16 protein-coding genes are annotated in these 18,430 nt (G+C 70.9%); 5 read left to right on the forward strand and 11 right to left on the reverse strand.

Annotated elements, in window-relative coordinates:
• Positions 1 to 14: 14 nt before the first annotated feature.
• From OHT51_RS39100 to OHT51_RS39135, 8 genes are all read right to left on the reverse strand, one after another.
• Positions 15 to 1,436: an alpha/beta hydrolase family protein gene (locus OHT51_RS39100; RefSeq protein WP_328883641.1), complete on the reverse strand. Its 1,422-nt coding sequence runs from the start codon at positions 1,434 to 1,436 to the stop codon at positions 15 to 17.
• Positions 1,433 to 2,800, reverse strand: a complete 1,368-nt coding sequence (locus OHT51_RS39105) for an MFS transporter (RefSeq protein WP_328883642.1) — start codon at positions 2,798 to 2,800, stop codon at positions 1,433 to 1,435. The genes OHT51_RS39100 and OHT51_RS39105 overlap by 4 nt, the downstream gene beginning before the upstream one ends.
• Before the next feature lie 120 nt (positions 2,801 to 2,920).
• Positions 2,921 to 3,088: a hypothetical protein gene (locus OHT51_RS39110; RefSeq protein ID WP_328883643.1), complete on the reverse strand. Its 168-nt coding sequence runs from the start codon at positions 3,086 to 3,088 to the stop codon at positions 2,921 to 2,923.
• Between the two features lie 103 nt (positions 3,089 to 3,191).
• Positions 3,192 to 3,446: an EF-hand domain-containing protein gene (locus OHT51_RS39115; RefSeq protein WP_328884578.1), complete on the reverse strand. Its 255-nt coding sequence runs from the start codon at positions 3,444 to 3,446 to the stop codon at positions 3,192 to 3,194.
• An 89-nt stretch (positions 3,447 to 3,535) separates the two neighbouring features.
• On the reverse strand, positions 3,536 to 4,609 hold the full coding sequence (locus tag OHT51_RS39120; protein ID WP_328883644.1) for a FecCD family ABC transporter permease: 1,074 nt from the start codon (positions 4,607 to 4,609) through the stop codon (positions 3,536 to 3,538).
• Positions 4,606 to 5,610 carry a FecCD family ABC transporter permease gene (locus tag OHT51_RS39125; RefSeq protein WP_328883645.1) on the reverse strand — a complete coding sequence of 335 codons (1,005 nt, stop codon included), beginning with the start codon at positions 5,608 to 5,610 and terminating at the stop codon, positions 4,606 to 4,608. The genes OHT51_RS39120 and OHT51_RS39125 overlap by 4 nt, the downstream gene beginning before the upstream one ends.
• A gap of 86 nt (positions 5,611 to 5,696) precedes the next feature.
• Positions 5,697 to 6,740 carry an ABC transporter substrate-binding protein gene (locus OHT51_RS39130; RefSeq protein ID WP_328883646.1) on the reverse strand — a complete coding sequence of 348 codons (1,044 nt, stop codon included), beginning with the start codon at positions 6,738 to 6,740 and terminating at the stop codon, positions 5,697 to 5,699.
• A gap of 180 nt (positions 6,741 to 6,920) precedes the next feature.
• Positions 6,921 to 8,567 (reverse strand): cellulase family glycosylhydrolase, encoded by a 1,647-nt coding sequence (locus tag OHT51_RS39135; RefSeq protein WP_328883647.1) that lies wholly within the window; start codon positions 8,565 to 8,567, stop codon positions 6,921 to 6,923.
• 182 nt (positions 8,568 to 8,749) lie between these two features.
• On the opposite strand from OHT51_RS39135, the gene OHT51_RS39140 reads away from it, so the two are divergent.
• Together OHT51_RS39140 and OHT51_RS39145 are read left to right on the forward strand one after the other, a co-directional pair.
• Positions 8,750 to 9,535, forward strand: a complete 786-nt coding sequence (locus OHT51_RS39140) for a cyclase family protein (RefSeq protein ID WP_328884579.1) — start codon at positions 8,750 to 8,752, stop codon at positions 9,533 to 9,535.
• Complete coding sequence (locus OHT51_RS39145) at positions 9,532 to 11,172, forward strand: thiamine pyrophosphate-binding protein (protein WP_328883648.1); 1,641 nt, start codon at positions 9,532 to 9,534, stop codon at positions 11,170 to 11,172. Before OHT51_RS39140 ends, OHT51_RS39145 begins: the two co-directional genes overlap by 4 nt.
• 76 nt (positions 11,173 to 11,248) lie before the next feature.
• Here OHT51_RS39145 and OHT51_RS39150 read toward each other — a convergent pair whose 3' ends face one another.
• Positions 11,249 to 12,694, reverse strand: coding sequence for a glyceraldehyde-3-phosphate dehydrogenase (locus OHT51_RS39150; protein ID WP_328883649.1), 1,446 nt, complete (start codon positions 12,692 to 12,694; stop codon positions 11,249 to 11,251).
• Between the two features lie 133 nt (positions 12,695 to 12,827).
• Here OHT51_RS39150 and OHT51_RS39155 point away from each other — a divergent pair, with 133 nt between their 5' ends.
• Complete coding sequence (locus OHT51_RS39155) at positions 12,828 to 13,787, forward strand: LysR family transcriptional regulator (RefSeq protein ID WP_328883650.1); 960 nt, start codon at positions 12,828 to 12,830, stop codon at positions 13,785 to 13,787.
• A gap of 161 nt (positions 13,788 to 13,948) precedes the next feature.
• Complete coding sequence (locus OHT51_RS39160; protein WP_328883651.1) at positions 13,949 to 15,919, forward strand: collagenase; 1,971 nt, start codon at positions 13,949 to 13,951, stop codon at positions 15,917 to 15,919.
• 357 nt (positions 15,920 to 16,276) lie between these two features.
• Here the strand turns inward: OHT51_RS39160 and OHT51_RS39165 are convergent, their stop codons facing one another.
• The gene (locus tag OHT51_RS39165; protein WP_443052660.1) at positions 16,277 to 17,236 is read right to left on the reverse strand and encodes a LysR family transcriptional regulator; all 960 of its coding nucleotides are present in this window, start codon (positions 17,234 to 17,236) and stop codon (positions 16,277 to 16,279) included.
• Between the two features lie 81 nt (positions 17,237 to 17,317).
• On the opposite strand from OHT51_RS39165, the gene OHT51_RS39170 reads away from it, so the two are divergent.
• Positions 17,318 to 18,013 carry a type 1 glutamine amidotransferase domain-containing protein gene (locus OHT51_RS39170; protein WP_328883653.1) on the forward strand — a complete coding sequence of 232 codons (696 nt, stop codon included), beginning with the start codon at positions 17,318 to 17,320 and terminating at the stop codon, positions 18,011 to 18,013.
• A 116-nt stretch (positions 18,014 to 18,129) separates the two neighbouring features.
• Here OHT51_RS39170 and OHT51_RS39175 read toward each other — a convergent pair whose 3' ends face one another.
• Positions 18,130 to 18,381, reverse strand: coding sequence for a hypothetical protein (locus OHT51_RS39175; RefSeq protein WP_328883654.1), 252 nt, complete (start codon positions 18,379 to 18,381; stop codon positions 18,130 to 18,132).
• Positions 18,382 to 18,430: the final 49 nt, after the last annotated feature.

An 18,430-nucleotide genomic window follows, 5' to 3' on the forward strand; every position in this document is an offset into this window, starting at 1 on the left:
GCGGTCGTACGGCATCACCGGCCGTCGGCTGGGTGGGCAAGGTCGTACGGACGCGGGTAGGGGGCCGGACGGTACGGCACATAGCGGGTGGGCGAGGTCGGATCGGCCGCCGTGGCACGGGAGTTGAGGGACGCCGGGTCGGTGCCGACCCACGTGCCGGCCGTGAGGCGGTCCTCCAGGGTGTGCAGGGCGGCTAGCTGCTCGGCGGGGCTGAAGGTGCAGTGGCCGGCGTTGTCGGTGTACGCCTGCCGCAGCCGGGACGCCGACCCGGCCGCGGTGACGGCCCGCTGCAGGGCGCTCTCCGTCTGGACGGGGACGAGCGCGTCGCCGATGGTGTGGACGGACAGCTGCGGCTTGGTCAGCTTGCCGGTGAAGGAGCTGGTGCCGCTCATCCACGCCACGGCGTTCGGGTCGGCGCCGATGCGCGGGGCGCGCTTCAGGGTGGCGAGGTCGGCGCGCAGGGACAGGCCGGCCTTCCGGTACAGCTCGGTGACCTCCTTGCGGACGGAGGACCGGCCGAGCAGCTTTGCGTAGTCGACGCCGGTGTTCCAGGACATGTTGCCGCCCGCCCGTGCCTCCGACTCCTGACGCCGGTTGAAGGCGGCGATCTTCAGCAGGCCCTGGACGGCCTCGTACTGGTTGGCCTGCTGGGCGTCCCAGTCGGTCGCGGCCGGCCGGGGCTGCGTGGGCTGGTTCCACACGGGGATGTTGTGCAGGGCGGCGGCGAGGGCGATCCTGGCCCGCCCCGCGGCCGTCGCCTGCGCCGAGTCGACCACGGTGGTCAGGGCGTCGGCGGCGGCGTCGGCGGCCGACTGATCGGCGATGTCCACCAGCGGGACGTCGGTGCCGGGGGCGAGGAGCGTCTTGATGGCGAAGACGGGGTCGAGGGTGTTGTTCCAGTTGGCCACCCCGCCGTGGACCAGGCCGCACAGGGAGATCGAACCGTCGATCCGGTCCGGGTTCCGCTCGGCGATGGCGGTGGTGACGAGTCCGCCGTACGACCGCCCCCAGGCGATGGTGCGGGACGCCGTCCCGAAGCGTTCGGAGAAGGCGGTGAGAGTGGCGAGCTGATCGGGGACCGCGTCCGTCACCGCCCAGCCGGTGGTGGCGTAGGAGGAACCGGCGAGGGCGTAGCCGTTCTTCAGGAGCAGCGCCTTCGTGGCGTCGTCCGGGGCGTCCTGGGCGGGGTTGGCCGGGCCGGTCGCGTAGCCGTGGCTGAACAGCAGGACGGTGCCGTTCCAGTGGGCGGGGACGTCCATCATGTACGTGGCGCCCGAGGGGAGTCGGCCGTCGACGTGGGTCGTGTCGGAGGAGGCGGCAGCGGTCGTGGTGGGCAGCGCGCCGGCGGCGAGCAGGAGGGCGGCCGCTCCGGCGATACGGGTAAGGCGGCGGACCCGGCGTACGTGCGTCCGTGAGGCCACGGTCTCGGTGGTCACGCGGAGATCCCCTCCGTCCGGCGGGAGTTGGGGCGTTCGGACGTCGAGCCGGACAGGGACGTACGGCTGGTCTCGCGCACGAACCAGACGGTCAGCGCCGTGATGAGCGAGCCCCCGCAGATCAGCAGGGCGACGGGGGTGCCGTTGCCGCTGCCGGCCACCAGGGTTCCGGCGAGCATCGGGGAGAAGCCGGCGCCGATCAGGGTGGCGCCCTGGTAGCCGAGTGAGGCTCCGGTGTAGCGGACCCGGGTGCCGAACATCTCGGTGAGCAGGGCGCCCAGCGGGCCGTACATCACGGACTGGGCGATGCCGTGGCCGAGGACGACGGCGAGGATCAGCAGACCGGGCGACTTCGAGTCGATCAGGGCGAGGACGGGGAAGGCGAGCGCGGCCGAGGTGAGGGCTCCGGCGAGGACGACCGGGCGGCGGCCGACTCTGTCGGACAGCGCGGAAGCGCAGGGCAGGACGACCAGGGCGACGCAGGCGGAGACGGTGAGCGCGGTGAGCACCTGCGGGCGGGCGTATCCGATGCCGGTGGCGTACGCGATCAGGTAACTGGTCAGCAGGGACTGGGCGGTGAAGGCGCCGATGCCGACACAGCAGGCCAGCAGCAGCGGCCGGGGACGCCGCAGGACGTCGACGATCGGCAGCCGCGCCTCGGTGCGCTCCTTCTTCACCTCGGCGAAGAGCGGGCTCTCGACCACCTTCAGCCGGACGAAGAGGCCGACACCGAGCAGCACCACGCTCAGCAGGAACGGCACGCGCCAGCCCCAGGCCGTGAACTGGTCCCTGGGCATCGCGACCACGAAGGTGACGACGAGTGAGGAGAGCAGGGAGCCGAGCGGGGCTCCCATCTGCGTGAAGCTCGACCACAGCCCGCGGCGCTTCTCCCCGGCGTGCTCGACGACCATGAGCGTGGCGCCGCCCCATTCACCGCCGATGGCGATGCCCTGGACCACACGCAGGGTGATCAGCAGGACCGGCGCCCAGACGCCGATCGTGCCGTACGTGGGCAGCAGGCCGATGAGGAAGCTGGCGCCGCCCATCAGGCCCATCGTGAGCAGCAGCATGGACTTGCGGCCGAGCCGGTCACCGAAGTGCCCGAAGACGATGCCGCCGAGCGGGCGGGCGACATAGCCGGCGGCGAACGTGCCGAACGCGGCGATCGTGCCGACGGCCGGGTCGGCGCCCGGGAAGAACAGCTCGCCGAAGACGAGGGCGGCGACCGTGCCGTAGACGAGGAAGTCGTAGAACTCCACGGCGGTACCGAGCAGCCCTGAGAGGGCGACCCGGCGCAACTGCCGGGCGCGTTCGGGGCTCGGGGACGGGGGTGGTGACGGTGATGCGACGGGGGACGGGGGCATCGCGGTCTCCCTTGACGGGGGGAAGGACAACGCGAAGGTAGGCTCTCTGGTTACTGCCGTCAATAAAGTGCACAACATTGACTGATGGGTGCAGGCTCCAGCGCTGCAGGGACGCGCGCGTCAGGCGCAGGTGTTGAGCAGGACGATGTACACGGCCGTGCCGGCACCCACGCTGAGGACTGTGCGGCGGCCGAAGGCCAGATGGGCGCCGATGATGACGGCGACGGCGAGCAGCGCGTACCAGGTGTCGTGCGGATCGGTCGTGAGCGTGCCGTGGAGTGCGGTCACCGCGAGGAAGTGCTGGAGCTGGGCAGGCTCTTGGGGAGCCCCGACTATGTCGTCAAGCCGGGCCCGTAGGGGAGACGGCCGGCGCGGCGGCGGGCATCCGGTGTCACCTCCAGCCGAAGCGGCGGTCCACCACCGCCGCGAACTCCTCCAGGGTCAGCACCGCGTCGCCGTTCTGGTCGGCTGCGTCGAACAGTGCCGACGAGGCGTACTCGTCTCCCAGGGCCCAGACCGGCAGATCTCCCGAAGCGGCCAGGGACGGGCCCTTGCTGCGCAGAGCGATGATCACCTCTTCGCGGGTCAGGGTCCCGTTCTCGTCGAGGTCGAGTGCCTCGAACAGCTTCCGGGCCTTTTCGCTCATCGTGTCACCCTCGTTCTTGTCGTCGGCCATCGGGCCGACCCACCCCGTTACCAGATGAGAACGCCTTTTCCCCCGCTCGGGTTCCCTTTTCAGCGACGAATGCGCGTGCGGGCGATGAGCCACATCAGATACGGCGCTCCGACGGCCGCCGTGAGGACACCCACCGGCAGCTCGACAGGGGAGAACATCCGTCGGGCCAGCAGGTCCGCGACCAGCACGATCGTGGCGCCGGTCAGGGCGGAGGACAGCAGCGGGATCTGGGCGGTGCGGGTCAGCCGGTGGGCGATCTGGGGGGCCAGCAGCGCCACGAAGTCGACCGGGCCGGCGGCGCCGGTCGCGACGGAGGCCAGTACGACGCCGAGCGCGGTCAGACCCAGCCGGACCGGACCCAGCCGCACGCCCAACGCGGTCGCCGTGCTGTCGTCCAGGGACACCATGCGCTGCTCGTGCGCCGCCCACAGCAGGGCCGGGACCAGGGCCAGCAGGACCCAGGCGAGCGGCGCGGCCTGGTCGTAGCCCCGGCCGTTGAGCGAGCCGGTCAGCCACACCTTGGCCTGCTGGGCGACCAGATAGTCGCCCTTGGTGAGGAACAGCCTGGTCAGCGAGCCGAGCGCGATGGACACGCCGATTCCGACGAGGACGAAGCGCGTCGCGTGCAGGCCGCCCCGCCAGGCGAAGGCATAGACGAGCGCGGCGGCCGAGAGCCCGCCCAGGACCGAGACGTACGGCAGGACGGTGTACGACGTGAGCCCGAAGGTCATCGCGGTCACCGTCGCCGCGCCCGCGCCGTGCGTGACGCCGATGACGTCCGGGCTGGCGAGTGAGTTGCGGGCGACGGTCTGGATCAGCGCGCCGGAGACGCCGAACGCGGCGCCGACCAGCAGGCCCGTTACCAGTCGGGGCAGCCGGAGCGTGCCGACGACGAGCTCGTCGGGGCTCGGCTGCCCGAGCAGCACCCGCACTACCTCTGTGGGGGAGACGTACGACTCGCCGACGCACAGGGACACGACGACCGTCACCGCGAGTACGGCTGCCAGCAGCACGGCGACGGCACAGGCCCGGCGGTGCAGCAGGAAGCTGCCGTCCCGCACGCGCACGACGGAGTATCCGGAGGGCCGGAGGCCACGAGGTGCGGGGGCGGTTCGATCGAGGGGCTGGGTCACGCCGGCACCGTCGCCTTCCTGCGTACCAGCGCGACCAGGAACGGCACGCCGAGCAACGCGGTCATCACGGCCACCGGCACCTCCGAGGGCGCGAAGAGGACACGGCCGAGCACGTCCGACACGAGGATCACCGAGGGACCCAGCAGCGCGGACAGGGCCAGCACCCACCGGTGGTCGGCGCCCACCAGGGCCCGCGCGATGTGCGGGACGGCGAGCCCGACGAACGCGATCGGACCGGCGACCGCGACGGCGACCCCGGTCAGCACGGTCGCGGCGAGCGCGCCGACGGCCCGCAGCAGCGCGACCCGGTGACCGAGCCCCCTGGCCACGTCGTCCCCGAGCGCCAGGGCATCAAGCCCTCGCGCCACGACGGCGACCAGCAGCAGCCCCACGAGGACGAACGGCCAGGTCTGCGCGACCACGTCACCGTCCCGGCCGCCGATCGAGCCGACGTCCCAGAACCGGAACTCGTCGAGGGCGCGGGCGTCGGTCGTGACGATCGCGGAGACGATGGAGGCGATGAACGCGTTCATCGCGGCCCCGGCGAGCGCCAGTTTGACCGGCGACGCGCCGCCGCGACCGCTGCCCGCCACCGCATAGGCGGCCACCGCGGCCAGTCCCGCTCCGGCGAACGCGAACCAGACATAGCCGGCCGGCGAGTGCACCCCGAGGAACGCGATCGCGCAGACGACGCCCAGCGAGGCGCCCTGGCTGACCCCGAGGACACCGGGCTCGGCGATCGGGTTGCGGGTGATGCCCTGCATGACGACCCCGGCGACCGCGAGGGCGAGCCCGACCATCACGCCGATGACCGTGCGGGGAACCCGCAGCGCCCGCACGACCTGCGCGTTGTCGCCGGTGCCGCCGTGCAGCAGGGCGTCGAACACCTGGGCCGGCGGGATCTGCCGGCTGCCGAGCGCGAGGCTCAGCAGGACGGCGACCAGCAGCAGGAGCATGCCCGCGACCGTCCAGGCGACACGACGCCGGGTGGCACGGGACATGCGGTTCCTCTTGCTGGTGCTCATGCCGTGTGGCAGCCGAATTCCCCTGTCCGTACAAGGGCCTTACCTGGTTCTGTGCAAGGGCCTTACTTGGTGAGGTACTTCTCCAGGTCCGCGAGGACCTCGTCGGCCGCGGTGACGCCCAGGCCCAGGTACCAGGTCTCGTCCGGGACGTCGTACGCCTGCCCGGCCTTGACCGCCTTCAGGTTCTTCCACAGCGGGTTGCCCTGCGCGCGGGACTTGTCGGTGGCCTTCGCGTCGCCGTACACGCCGGTGAAGATGTAGTCCGCGTCGGCCTGGTCGATGTTCTCGGCGCTGACCTCGGCTGCCAGGTCCTCGATGTCCTGGTTCTTGGGGCGCGGGATGCCGGTGTCCTTGAGGATGGTGCCGATGAACGAGGCGTTGGCGTACAGCCGGATCACACCGTCGGGCAGGTAACGCACCATCGACACGGTCGGCTTGTCGGCGCCCAGTTCGGCGTCGAGCGCGTCGACCTTCTTGTCGTAGGCGGCGAGCTTCGCCTTGGCGTCGGCGGTCTTGTCCAGGGCCGCGGCGTTGAGGAGGTAGTTCTCCTTCCACGTGAAGCCGGGCCGGATGGAGAAGACGGTGGGCGCGATCTTCGACAGCTCGTCGTACTTGTCCGCGGCGCGCAGCTGGCTGCCGAGGATCAGGTCCGGCTTGAGGCCGGCGATCGCCTCCAGGTTGAGGTTGTTGATCGTGCCGACGTTCTTGGGGCTGCCGGCGTCCTTCTTCAGGTAGGAAGGCAGCTCGGGGGAGCCCTCGGTGGGGGCGAGGCCGACCGGCTTGATGCCGAGCGAGACGACGTTGTCGAGTTCGCCGACGTCCAGGACCACCACACGCTTGGGCTGGGAGTCGATGACCGTCTCGCCCATGGCGTGCTCGACGGTGCGAGGCCACTGGCCCGGCTTGGCGTCGGTGCCCATCGCGGCGGTCTTCTCGGCGGCGGACGCGAAGTCCTTGCCGCCCTTGGCCACGTCCTTCTTGTTGCCGGACCCGGCCGCGGAACCCGCGTTGTCCGAACCGTCGTTGGAGCTGCCACAGGCCGCGAGGGACAGTGCCGCGGCGACGGCAAGAGCGACGGCGGCTGTGCCGCGGCGCCGTTGAAGCATGACAGGGCTCCCTATGGTGCACATGTGACCGTCTATTAGGCCAGCCTCACCTTATCCGCACGGTCTCCGTGTGCCGTACACGGGGACTGTGTGGTTCCTGTCACGGTCCTGTGCCGTGGACGTGGGGCCTCCTTGACGCTCTGACCTGCCAGGACGCCAGGCAGCGCGAGCGCGTGCGGGTCAGGGCAGGGAGCAGGCGGAGTCGTTCAGGGTGAAGGCGGCCGGGCTCGGGTTGGCGCTGCCCTTCGTGGCCGTGAAGCCCAGGGTGACCGAACCTGCCGGTGCGATCGACGCCGTGTACGACGCGGAGGCGACGCTCGCGTCGGCGCCGTTCTGGGTCGCGGTGCCGCCCCACAGGCTGCTGACGCGCCGGCTGTCGGGGAAGATCCAGCGCAACGTCCAGCCGTTGATCGCCGAGGTGCCGGTGTTGCGGATGACGATCTCGCCCTGGAAGCCGCCGGGCCACTTGCTCGCCACCCGGTACGCGACACCGCAGGTCGCCGACGAGCCCGCGGACGACGTCGTGACCGCCACGGTGCCCGAGCGCTGCGAGCGGTTGCCCGCCGCGTCGCGCGCGTGGACGGCGAAGGTGTACGAGGTCGCCGGGGTGAGACCGGTGACCGCGGCGGAGGTGCCGCTCGTCGAGGTGGCGGCGGTCTCGGTCGTGCCGGCGATGCGGACGACGTCGTAGCCCGTCACCCCGTTCGCGTCCGTGGAGGCGCTCCAGTTCAGGGTGGCGGACGAGGACGTCACGGCGGAGGCGGTCGGCGTCCCGGGCGTGGTCGGGGGAGTGGTGTCGCCGCCGGAGGAGGAGTACACGGTGGCCTCCGTGGACGTGGCGGCGATGCCGTTCGCACCGTTGAAGATCCGCTGCCCCCATGACGTCAACTGGTTCGGGTCGAAGTCCGTGACCATGTCCAGGTACTCGACCCCGCCGCCGTTGCCGCTCCAGGACCAGCCGAGACAGCCGAGACCGAGCTGCCGGGTGACCGCGAGGATGGTGTCCTCGTCGGGGTCGCCGTCCGAGTGGTTGTGGCCGAACTCGCCTATGACGATCGGAAGTTGGGCCTTCAGGAAACGGTTCAGGTAGCCGCTGATCTCGGCTGCCGTGTCGAAGACGCCGTACATGTGGATGGAGAAGACCGTGTTGGCGTCCGGGTCCGCCGCGAACACCGAGGCGGCGTTGTCGCGCATCGTGAACGCCCAGTCCTGACCCCAGTTGGGCGCGTCGACCATGATGGTGTGCCGGAAGCCGGCGGTGCGCAGCTTCTGGACGGCAGCCTTGGTGTCGCCCGTCCACGCCGTGTAATTCGTGTTGCCGTACGGCTCGTTGCCGATGTTGACGATGACGTAGTCCTCCTGGCCGAGCAACGCGCTCTGCACGCCGATCCAGTAGTCGGCGGCCCGGGAGAGGGTGACGGCGCCGCTCTGTTCGCCGTAGCCCGTGGTGTCGTGGACCTCCAGGACACAGATGAGCCGGTTCTGCTTGCACTGGGCGACGACGTTCGCCACGTCGCCGGTGCCGTTGCGGGTCCAGCGGTCACCGCTGGAGAGGACCACCCGCACCGTGTTGGCGCCCTTGGCCTTGATGTGGGCGAGGGAGCTGACGCGGTCCGGAAACCAGGTGTGGGCGTGGTTGACGCCCCGCATGACGAAGTCGTTCCCGTTCGCCTCCAGCAGCCGCCCGTTCGCGACACGGAAGCCCGGCGGCGCGGCGTGTGCGGGGGCGAAGAAGGCGAGCAGCGGGAGGAGAAGCCCCAGGAGTACCGCGGCTACGGTGACCGGCCGTGGGACGGCCGAGGTGCGGGATCTTCTTGCGTCGGCCAACAGCCCTGAGCGTGGCAGGAGTTGTAAGCCTGATCGGCGAGTGTCGCGCATGGTGTTTCCCTTTCCCGAATGGAAGTGGGAGCGCTCCCATATCTCATCAAGCCACTGTTGTCATTGACGCGTCAAGGGGTGGGAAATACGGCTGCGATGCTGAAATGGAGAGACCGACCGAGGAGGCGTCCATGCCCGAGCCGTCCGTCCTTGCCGCGCTGGTGTCCGGGTTGCGGGGTGGATCGATCGAAGTCGTCGACCTCACCTCGCCCCTGTCGTCGTCCACACCGGTGATCCAGCTGCCGCCCCAGTTCGGGCAGACCGCCGTCTTCGAGCTGGAGGAGATCAGCCGGTACGACGACCGCGGCCCCGCCTGGTACTGGAACAACTTCCGCAGCGGCGAGCACACCGGCACCCACTTCGACGCCCCCGACCACTGGGTCACCGGCAGGGACCTCGCCGACGTGGCCTCGGTGCCGGCCGGCAAGCTGATCGCACCCGCGGTCGTCCTGGACTTCACCGCCGAGGTGGCCAAGAACCCCGACTTCCTGGTCGAGGTCGACCACGTGAAGGCCTGGGAAGCCGAGAACGGGCCCTTGCCCGCGGGCGGCTGGCTGCTGCTGCGGACCGGATGGGACGCGCGCTCGCACTCCCAGGAGGCGTTCCTCAACGCCGACGAGAACGGCCCGCACACCCCCGGTCTGTCCGTGGAGTGCGCCCGTTGGGTCGCCGAGGAGTCGCCGGTGACCGGCCTCGGCGTCGAGACGGTGGGCACGGATGCCGGGGGCGCGCACTCGTTCGAACCCGCCTTCCCGTGCCACTCCTACCTCATGGGCAGCGGCAAGTACGGTCTGACGCAGTTGCAGAACCTCGCGGCGCTGCCGCCCACCGGCGCCGTCGTCATCGCCGGACCGCTGCCCATCGTCACCGGCTCCGGAGCTCCGGCGCGGGTGCTTGCCCTGGTGGAGCGCTCATGAACGTCGCGGAAGCGGTGGGCCGGGCGCTGTGCGCGGCCGGGGTCGGCCAGGTCTTCGGGGTGGTCGGATCGGGCAACTTCCACGTGACGAACGCGATGGTCGCGGCGGGGGCGCGGTTCGTCGCCGCACGCCATGAGGGCGGTGCGGCGACGATGGCCGACGCGTACGCCCGGACCAGCGGCACGGTCGCCGCCGTGAGCGTGCATCAGGGGCCCGGCCTGACCAACGCGATGACCGGAATCACGGAGGCGGCGAAGAGCCGTACGCCGCTCGTCGTCCTGGCCGCCGAGGTGACCGAGCCCCGGTCCAACTTCTATGTCGACCAGGAGGCGTTGGCCCGCGCGGTGGGCGCGGTCACGGTCCGGGTCACGTCGGCGGAGGAAGCGGTCGAGCAGGCCTGTGCGGCGGTACGGCTCGCGGTGGGGGAGCGGCGTACCGTCCTGCTCAACCTTCCGCTGCCGGTGCAGGCCCTGGAGGTGCCCGACGGTGCCCTGGCGCAGGCGGCGCCCCCACCGCAGCGGGCCGCGGTCGAGCCGGACGCCGACGACGTGGCCGCCTTGTCCCGGCTGCTCGGGCAGGCACGACGGCCCGTCTTCGTGGCCGGCCGGGGAGCACGCGGGCCGGGCTGTCGCGAGTCTCTGGAGTCGCTCGCCGAGCGGCACGGCGCGCTGCTGGCGACCTCGGCCGTCACCCACGGGCTCTTCCACGGCAACCCCTGGTCACTGGGCATCTCCGGCGGCTTCGCCTCGCCCCTGGCCGCCGAGCTGCTCCAGGGCGCCGACCTGATCGTCGGCTGGGGCTGCGCCCTCAACATGTGGACCATGCGGCACGGCAACCTCATCGGCGCCGACGCCACCGTCGTACAGGTCGACGACGAGCCCTCCGCGCTCGGCGCGCACCGGCCGGTCCACCTCGGCGTCACCGGAGACGTCGGGCTCACCGCACGCCGGCTGCTCGCGGCGGGGGACGGACAGCAGCAGGGGTATCGGACCGCGGAGGTCCGTGCGGCCATCGCCGCTCGGGTGCGGCTGCGTGACGTGCCGTTCGAGGAGCGGAGCACGCGGGAGCGGATCGATCCGAGGACGTTGAGCATCGCGCTCGACGACATCCTGCCCGCGGAGCGGGTGGTCGGCGTGGACTCCGGCAACTTCATGGGCTACCCGAGCGCGTACTGGTCGGTGCCCGACGAAAAGGGCTTCTGCTTCACGCAGGCCTTCCAGTCGATCGGGCTCGGGCTGGCGACCGCGATCGGGGCGGCGCTGGCACAGCCGGACCGGCTGCCCGTGGCGGCACTCGGGGACGGGGGTGCGCTGATGAGCGCCGTCGACCTGGACACCGTGCGCCGGCTCGGGCTGCCGATGGCGGTCGTCGTGTACGACGACGAGGCCTACGGTGCCGAGGTGCACCACTTCGGTCCGCACGGGCACCCGCTGGACACGGTGCGCTTCCCGCCGACGGACATCGCCGCCGTGGGGCGGGGCTACGGCTTCGAGGCAGTGACCGTGCGGACGCGGGCCGACCTGAAGGCGGTGGTGGACTGGGTCGCCGGGCCGCGGACCGCGCCGTTGCTCGTCGACGCCAAGGTCGTCGCCGATCGAGGGTCGTGGTGGCTGGAGGAGGCATTCCGCGGCCACTGAGGGCCCGGGCTCCGCGAACGTCGACCCGCCCGCCGCAGGTCAGCGCAGGGCGGCGGGCGGGTCGACGTGGGCGGGATCAGACCGCCGGGGCCGGGTAGGTCGGGTACTCCACCCCGGAGACGTGCTGAACGACGCGGATGACCTGGCAGGAGTAGCCGAACTCGTTGTCGTACCAGAGGTAGAGGATCGCGTTGTCGCCCTCCACCTTCAGCGCGCCGGCGTCGATGATCGAGGCGTGGCGCGAGCCGATGAAGTCGCTGGAGACCGCGTCGGGGGCCGTGATGAAGTCGATCTGGCGGCGCAGCGGCGAGGTCAGCGACACGTCACGCAGGTGGTCGAGGACCTCCTCGCGCGTCGTCTCCCGCTTGAGCTGGAGGTTCAGGATCGCGATCGACACGTCCGGCACCGGGACCCGGATCGAGCTGCCGGTGATCCGCGCCTTGAGGTCGGGCAGCGCCTTGGCGACGGCGGAGGCGGCGCCGGTCTCGGTGATGACCATGTTCAGCGGCGCGGAGCGGCCGCGGCGCTCGGACTTGTGGTAGTTGTCCAGCAGGTTCTGGTCGTTGGTGAACGAGTGGACGGTCTCCACGTGACCGCGCAGCACGCCGTACTCGTCCTCCATCGCCTTCAGCGGCGGGACTATGGCGTTGGTGGTGCAGGAGGCGCAGGACAGGATCTGCTCGTCCGGCTTGAGGGTGTCGTGGTTGACGCCGTGCACGATGTTCGGGACATCGCCCTTGCCCGGCGCGGTCAGGACGACCTTGTCGATGCCGGGGCGCAGGTGCTCGGACAGGCCCTCGCGGTCGCGCCACTTGCCGGTGTTGTCGATGAGGATGGCGTTCTTGATGCCGTACGCCGTGTAGTCGACCTCGGACGGGTCGTTCGCGTAGATCACCTTGATCGCGTTGCCGTTGGCGAAGATCGTGCTGTTCGCCTCGTCCACGGTGATCGTGCCCTGGAACTGACCGTGGATGGAGTCGCGGCGCAGCAGCGAGGCACGCTTGACGATGTCCTGCTCGCCGCCGCCGCGCACGACGATGGCACGCAGCCGCAGGCCGTTGCCCGAGCCGGACTTCTCGATCAGCAGGCGGGCGACGAGGCGGCCGATGCGGCCGAAGCCGTACAGGACGACGTCCCGTCCCTCGCGGCGCTCGATCTTGTTGGCTCCGGTGGCACCGGCGACGGCCTCGGCGGTGAACGCCTCCACGGTCAGACCGCGGTCGTCGGCCTTGTACGTCGCGGCCAGCATGCCGATGTCGATCTGCGACGGGCCGAGGTCGAGCGCGGTGAGGGCCTGCACGAACGGCAGGGTCTCGGTGACCGAGAGCTCCTCACCGGCGATCTGCCGGGCGAACCGGTGCGTCTTCAGGATGCTGACCACCGACTTGTTCACCAAGGAGCGGCTGTGGAGGAGGACGGTGACGTCCCGCTCCCTGTGCAGCTTCCCGATGAGCGGGATCATCGACTCCGCGATCTCCTCGCGGGTCTTCCAGTTGGTGAACGAGTCGTCGTTGACAGTCACGGGCCTATCTTTCGAGCTAGGTGGCGCTCATATGCTAACCGCAGGGTGCGACGATCGTTCAAAGGGGGGTCGGCGAGATGGGAAACTGTCCAAGTTTGCGGGCTTTTTCCCTGTATATGGAGAAGGAGTGAGGGTGGAGCTGGAGCTACGGCATCTGCGCGTGCTGTGTGCCATCGCGGACGCGGGGAGCGTGGGCCGGGCCGCGGCTGAGCTGGGCTACTCACAGCCCGCGATGAGCACCCAACTCCGGCGGATCGAGCGGTACTTCGGTGAGGCGGTGTTCGAACGCGGGCCGGCCGGGGTGCGGTTGACCGCGTACGGCTTCGAGGTGGTCGCCCAGGCCCGCGACGTCCTCGCCCGTGCCGACGCGATCGGACGCCGGCCGGCCTCCGGCGCCGCGCCCTCGCGGCGGACCCTGCGGGTGGCGGCGACCAACTCTCCGATGCTCGCGGGCATGCTGTCGGGCGTCCGCACCCGGCTGCCGGACGTCTCGCTCGCGGTGAACAGCGTGTACGCCTCCTCCCGGATCGTCGAACTGCTGGAGGGGGGCGGGGTGGACGTCGCCATCGCCGCGGACTACCCCGGCCGGGAACTGGTGCACTCCGACGCTGTGGCCCATCGCGGGATCGTCACCGAGCCGAACTTCGTCGCCCTGCCGTCCCGCCACCCGCTCGCACAGCGCGCTCAGGTCGCCCTCGCGGATCTGGCCGAGGAGGCCTGGTTCCTGACGCCGGACGACGGCGCCGGATGGCCCGGCGTCTTCCACGCGGCCTGCGCGGCGGCCGGCTTCAGCCCGTCGGCGGTGCACGAATTCCTGGGCGACCGGCTGGAGTTGCAGGGAATGATCGCCGACGGGCACGGCGTCGCCGTCGTGCAGGCGACGACGCGCCCCATCTCGGAGGTCGTCGTCAAGCCGCTGATCGGTACGCCGTTGTGGTGCCGTTACGTGCTGGCGTGGCGGCGTGACGTGGTCACCGAGGCGACGGCCGACGCCCTGCTGCAGTCCGCCACTGCCGCGTACCGTGAACTCGTGGGCCGGTCCCCGCACTTGAGGACCTGGGCAGCGCGCATGTGGAACGTGAGCGAGACGTAGCTCCCGGCTCCACATCGGTCCCGGCCACGGCATGGCGCGTTATGGCCGAACAGTGCAATGTGCTATGTCACACGCCATTGTTGGGCCGGGCGGGCGTTGAGACAGTGCCACACACGCCTCAGCACCCGTATCGAGGCGCATCCATCCGTGGAGGAATCCAGATGCGCTACCGCTTCGTGCTGCCCAGACACCTGGCCGCCGCGCTCGTCGCATGCGTCACCCTGGCCGGCCTGCTGTCGACGCCCGCACTCGCGACACCCGCGGCCGAGACCACCCCGCTCCCCACCCGGTCGGGCAAGCCGACGCCACCCCCGCCCCCGACCGGATCGACCGCCGACGCCACCACCCACCCCGCCGTACGCGACCGGCAGCGCACCCCCGCCCACCTGCCGCCCCTGGCACCGACGCCCGAGCCCGACAACCCCGGCGCGCAGGTCTCCCCGAAGGCGGCCCCGTGCAGTCCCGCCGACTTCGGGAGCAGAACAGGATCCGCGCTGGTGGCCTTCGTCAAGGCCTCGACCACGGACTGCGTCAACAGCCTCTTCGCGGTCACCGGCACCGACGCCCGCGCGGTCTTCCGTGAGGCCCAGATGGTCACCGTCGCCGAGGCGTTCACACGCACGGCACAGAGCTATCGCGGCGACAACTCCGCCCGTATCTGGCAGCTCGTGCTCTTCCTGCGCGCCGGCTACTACGTGCAGTTCAACAACCCCACCGACGTCGGCCCCTACGGCACACGCCTGGCCCGGAACACCGTCCGCGGCCTGGACACGTTCTTCGCCCGCTCATCATCGAGGGACGTCACGGCGGCGAACGGCGACGTGCTGAGCGAGGTCCTCATCCTCACCGACAGCGCCGACCAGCAGGCCCGCTATCTGAACGTCTACCGGCGGGTGCTGAACGGATACGGCCGCTCCCACGACGCCATCCCCAGCATGCTCGCCGCCGTCAACGCGGTCTACACCCCGCTGTGGCGCGGCAACTGGAACGCGGACTACGTCAACGCCGTGGCCGCCGACCCGGCCATCGTCCGGACCCTCCACAGGTTCGCGCTCGACCACCTGGACCTGCTGGCCACCGACCGGGCGTATCTGGCGTCCAACGCCGGGATGAACCTGGCCCGTCACGTCGAACACCCGGCGCTGCGGGCCATGGTGCGACCGCTGACCAGGCAGCTGCTGAGCGCGTCACGGATCACCGGCCCGACGGCCGGGCTGTGGGTCGCGGTGGCGACGCAGGCCGAGTACTACGACAAAGCCAACTGCTCCTACTACGCCGTCTGCGACCTCACCGGCCAACTGACCAGGGCCGCCCTGCCGATCACCCACCCCTGCGACGCGACCCACACCATCCGGGCCCAGGCACTCACCGCGGCCGACCTCGACGCGGCATGCGACAGCGTGCTCGGCCAGGACGCGTACGTGCACGAACTCGTCAAGGACGACGGCCCCATACCCGGCCAGTACCTGTCGACCATCGACCTCGTCGTCTTCGCCCGCCCCGCCGACTACCGCACCTACGCCGGGGCGATCTTCGGGATCAGCACGGACAACGGCGGCATGACCCTGATCGGAGACCCGGCGGACCCCGCCAACCGGCCGTTCGCGGTCATGTACCAGAAGGAGCAGGACAACGGTCACGCCGCCCGGATCTGGAACCTCAACCACGAGTACACGCATTACCTCGACGCCCGCCACAACATGAAGGGCGACTTCGCCCAGCAGATCTCGGTGCCGGACGTCTGGTGGATCGAGGGCGTGGCCGAGTACGTCTCCTACGGCTACCGCGGCATCACCTACGACCAGGCGATCACGGAGGCGGGCAAGCACACGTACCGGCTGAGCACGCTGTTCCAGAACACGTACACCAACAGCGACGTGACCCGCACCTACCCGTGGGGCTACCTCGCCGTCCGCTACATGTTCGAGCGCCACCCGGCCGACGTCCACCGCATGCTCGCCCGCTTCCGCGTCGGTGACTACGCGGGCGGATACGCCGTCTACGCCTCCGACATCGGCACCCGCTACGACGCCGACTTCGACCAGTGGCTGACGGAGTGCGCGGCCGGGGCCTGTACGGCCGGTGCGGCCGTCGGCCGAGGTGGGGCCGAGGTATCCGCACGCGGCCTCTGAGCCCCGGCCCGCGACCCGCGCGGGGTGATCCGCGCGGGCCACGGGATCGCGGGCGTCAGCAGGCGGGGCGCTGGGCGTGGGCCGGGTCGAGAGCGTTGAGGACGAGGCGGGTGGCCAGGGCAGCGCCCGCCGGGCCCTGGTGGAGCGGCTGCTGGAGCCGCTGAGAGGGCAGGAAAGGGCACCGCTGGGACCGCTGGCTGGCGTGCCCGCTGGACGCTGCCGGGTGCCGTCGCCCGCACGAGGCGTGGCTGTCCCTGCAGTGCGCCCGCCTCGCCCTCGACCGCCGCACGGAGCTGCACCTGCTCCGCGGCGCCCCCATCGGGCAGTTGCTCGGCCGGCCGGTTGAGCTGCGGTCAGTTACCAGCCGCGCGCGCTTCCCAGCAGGTGGTCGCGGACCAGCGAGACATGAGCACTTCCGGACGAGCCCGGGCGCTGGACGAGGAAACCGGTGTTGATCGGCGGATCGTCCGGGTCGTGCAGCAGCACCAGCGCGCCCGACGCCAGCTCGGCCGCGCACAGATAGCGGGGGAGCACGCTGAACCCGGCACCGCCCGTCACCGCGGCCCTGACCCCGTTCAGGTCGGGCATCGTGATCGCCGGGTGACGCACCAGACGCTTGCCGAACACATGACGCCAGTAGCGCCGCACGATCGGTACGTCCTCGGCGTAGGCCACGAGCGGCACGCCGTGCAGCGCGGCAGGTCCGGCCGCCGCGATCCGCGTCGGTCCGCCGATGCGCTCCGCCCAGGAGGGAGCCGTGACCAGCACGAACTCCTCGTCCATCAGCGGCACCGAGGCGAGGGCGCGACCACGCGGCCGGTACGTCGACAGGACCAGGTCGTGGCGGCCCGCCCGCAGCTCCTCCAGGAGCGGCTCGGTCAGGCCGGGGGTGACGCGCAGCCGTACGCCCTTGTCGACCAGCGGCGCGAGAGCCGGCATGACGCGGTGGGTCAGCAGCTCGGCCGGACCGGCGAGATGCACCGGCTCCGCAGGCCGGACGTCGGCTGAGCCGCCCGGCCCGGTGACACTGGCGAGGGCGTCCAGCGGTTCGACGATTCGGGAGGCGAGCTCGTCCGCGTGCGGGGCAGGGGCGACGCCGCGCGCGAGACGCTGGAACAGCTCCCTGTCCAGCTGCCGCTCCAGCGTGCGGATCTGCGTGGTGACCGTCGGCTGCGACAGGCCCAGCACCCGGGCGGCGGCGGTGAAGGACCCGGTGCGGTACACGGCCAGGAACGTGCGCAACAGGTTGAGGTCCACCGGCGCCGCACCGCTGAGCTGGGTGCTCTCCTCCATCTCATCGGAATCCCTATGTGTCATATGTGTGAGCCTATTGGATTCCAATGGCACGAGATGCGTACCGTCGAGACATCGACTCACCGTCTCTCGAAAGAGCACTCCATGTCGAAGATCCTTTTCGTGCTGACCGGCTCCGACCACTGGACGCTGGCCGACGGCACCAGGCACCCCACCGGCTTCTGGGCCGAGGAGGCCGCCGCCCCGTACGAGGCGTTCACGGCCGCCGGGCACGAGGTCGTCGTGGCCACGCCGGGCGGAGTCGTCCCGCCGGTCGACCAGGGCAGCCTCGCGCCCGAGTTCAACGACGGTCAGGAGAACGCCGACCGGGTCGCCGCCGTACTAGCCTCGATGGCGGAGCTGCGGCAGCCGGTCCGGCTGGAGGACGTGAACCTCGACGACTACGCCGCGGTGTTCTACCCCGGCGGCCACGGCCCGATGGAGGACCTGTCCGTCAACGCCGAGTCCGGCAGGCTGCTGACCCTCTCGCTGGAGAGCGGCAAGCCGCTGGGTGTCGTCTGCCACGCCCCGGCCGCAATGCTCGCCGCGACCAAGGCCGACGGCACCAACACCTTCGCCGGTTACCGGGTGGCCGCGTTCACCAATGCCGAGGAGACCCAGGCCGGCTTCGCCGACAAGGCCAAGTGGCTGCTGCAGGACCGGCTCACCGAGGCCGGCGTGCAGGTCCAGGTCGGCGAGCCGTGGGCTCCGCACGTGGTCGTCGACCGCAACCTGGTCACCGGCCAGAACCCGTCCTCCGCCGCCCCGCTCGCCGTCGAACTGCTCAAGAAGCTGGGCTGAATCACCTCACCGCCCCGCTCGCGCGCCCAGGCGCTGTGGCGGGCCCGAGTGGCTGCAACGGCCGAGGACGCCTCGTGCGCGACACGCATCGAGACGTCCTCGTCGGCTGCCTCTGTCTACTGCAGGAACGAGCCCTCGGCGCCCTCGGCGTCACCGAAGCCCGCACCTTCGTCCGTGCCCTGGCTGCCTTCACTGCCGAAGGCGGCGCCGCCCTGGTCGTTGAACGTGGGCTCCTGCCAGCCCTGGCTCTCCTGGCTTCCGACGCCGAAGCTGCTCTGGTCGTCGACATCGGCGTGGGCAGCGGCGGCGCCGCCGAAGACGGTCAGAGTGCCGAGAGCGGCGGCAGCAAGCGCGGTGCGAATACGCATTTGTACTCCTGTGCAGTGGGTGCTGTTGTCACATGAACATCACCCTCGG

This window comes from Streptomyces sp. NBC_00299 (assembly GCF_036173045.1).
Lineage (GTDB): Bacteria > Actinomycetota > Actinomycetes > Streptomycetales > Streptomycetaceae > Streptomyces > Streptomyces machairae.